Genomic DNA, 1837 nt, shown 5'->3' on the forward strand with positions numbered 1-1837 from the left:
CGCGAACGTGCCGCGCGGCGTGTGCGCGAGCCAGCGCTCGCCGTGCGGCTCGATGCGCGCGACGGGCGTGCCTTCGATAAAGCGCGCGCCCAGCCGCTGCGCGGCGAGCCGAAACGCCGTGGTCGTGCGATACGGCAGTGCGTAGCCGTCGCGCTCGACCCAGATGCCGCCCGTCACGTGACGCGCGAGCGCCGGTTCGAGTTCGAGCACGCGTTCGCGGTCGATCAGCGTTTCGTGCGTAAAGCCGTGTGCGTTCAGCAGCGCGACGCGTTCGCGGCATTCGTCGAGTTCCGCGTCGGTTTCGGCGATCTTCAGTTGGCCCGAGGGCACGAAACCGCCGTCGTCGCCGATCAGCTCGGGCAGCGTGTGCCAGAGTTCGCGCGAGCGCAGTGCGAGGGGAATTTCGGGCAGTGGGCGGCCGAGCGTGCGCACGCCGCCCGCGTTCACGCCCGACGAATGGCGCGCGACGTAATCGGCTTCGAGCACGATCACGCTCGCGCCGCGCCGCGCGAGATGGAACGCGCTGCTGGTGCCGTGCAGGCCGCCGCCGATCACGAGCACGTCGGCTTCCTGCTGCGCGCGGGCGGGTTGCTCATTCACTGGCGAGTTCTCCCAGCGTGATCGGCTTGATCGGCGGACGAATGCGGTAGTAGCCGACTTCGTCCGGCGCGACCTTTCGGGCGTCGGCGATCACTTCGGTCACGGTCAAGCCGCACAGGCGTCCCTGGCACGGTCCCATACCGCAGCGTCCGAACGATTTCGCCTGATTCGGCCCGACGCAGCCGAGCGCGACGAAGCCGCGTAATTCGCCCGCAGTGACTTCCTCGCAGCGGCAGACGATGGTGCTGTCGGCGGGAATGCGGTTGGCGTCGCGCGGACGATAGAGGCTGTCGAGAAACGGACGGATGCGCATCACGTGTGCGAGCGCCGCGCGGTGCGCGTGGGCTTCGCGCTCGCGCGTGGCGGTGTCGAGCATGCCGAGTTGCGACGCCACGGCAAGCGCGGCGAGCGTGCCCTGTTGCGCGGCCGCCTGCGCGCCGCCGATGCCCGCGCCGTCGCCGGCCACGAAAATGCCGGGCACGTCGAGTTCGCCCCAGGCGTCGGTCTGCGGTGTGAAGCAGAGTTGCGCGGGGTCCCAGCGATGCGCCGCGCGCAGCGCCTGCGTGAACTGCGTGTTCGGCACGACGCCTTGATGCAGCAGGATCACATCGGCTTCGACGCGTTGCGCGCGGCCCTGCGAAGTGAAGGTGAGCGCGGCGGCGCGCTGCGTGCCGTCCGCACCCAGCGTGCCTTCGATCGCGAGATCGTCGGCGCCTTCGTAGATCGGCACGCGCGCGTCGCGCAACGTACGCAGCAATTGCAGGCCTTTGCTCAAGAACGGCCACGCGCGCAACGCCGCGAGCAGATGCGACTTCGCGCGCCAGCGATCTTCGTGACGCGTGGTATCGACGAGCGCGCGGATCGGCACGCCCGCGCGCACGTACTGCCAGCCGAGCAGATAAAGCAGCGGGCCGCAGCCTGCGAGCACGGGCGGCGCGGCGGGCACTTCGCCCGCGCTTTTCAGGAGGATTTGCGCCGCGCCCGCCGTGAGCACGCCGGGCAGCGTCCAGCCCGGAATCGGGAACGGCCGTTCGAGCGCGCCGCTCGCGAGGATCACGCGCTGCGCCGCGAAGCTGCCGACCTTGCCGTCCTTGAGGTAGTGGACCGCGCGCTCGCGCGTGACCTGCCAGACCGTCGCGCCCGGCAGATGGCGCGCGCCCGAGCGCACGAAGTCCTCGGCGAGGGCCGCGCCCGCCGCGGAGTCGGGGCCGAGAAGCGCCCTGTGGGGCGGGGCGGG

General features: G+C 71.1%; 2 protein-coding genes. Both read right to left on the reverse strand.

Features of this window, described 5'->3' with window-relative positions; translation table 11 throughout:
- A partial coding sequence (locus tag G3N97_RS38540; RefSeq protein ID WP_205997961.1) for an FAD-dependent oxidoreductase occupies positions 1-600 on the reverse strand: 600 nt, incomplete at its 3' end.
- The coding region (locus tag G3N97_RS38545) for an NAD(P)/FAD-dependent oxidoreductase (protein ID WP_205997962.1) at positions 593-1837 on the reverse strand (1245 nt) is incomplete at its 5' end. The genes G3N97_RS38540 and G3N97_RS38545, both read right to left, overlap by 8 nt.

Source organism: Paraburkholderia sp. Ac-20347 (genome assembly GCF_017104805.1).
Lineage (GTDB): Bacteria > Pseudomonadota > Gammaproteobacteria > Burkholderiales > Burkholderiaceae > Paraburkholderia > Paraburkholderia tropica.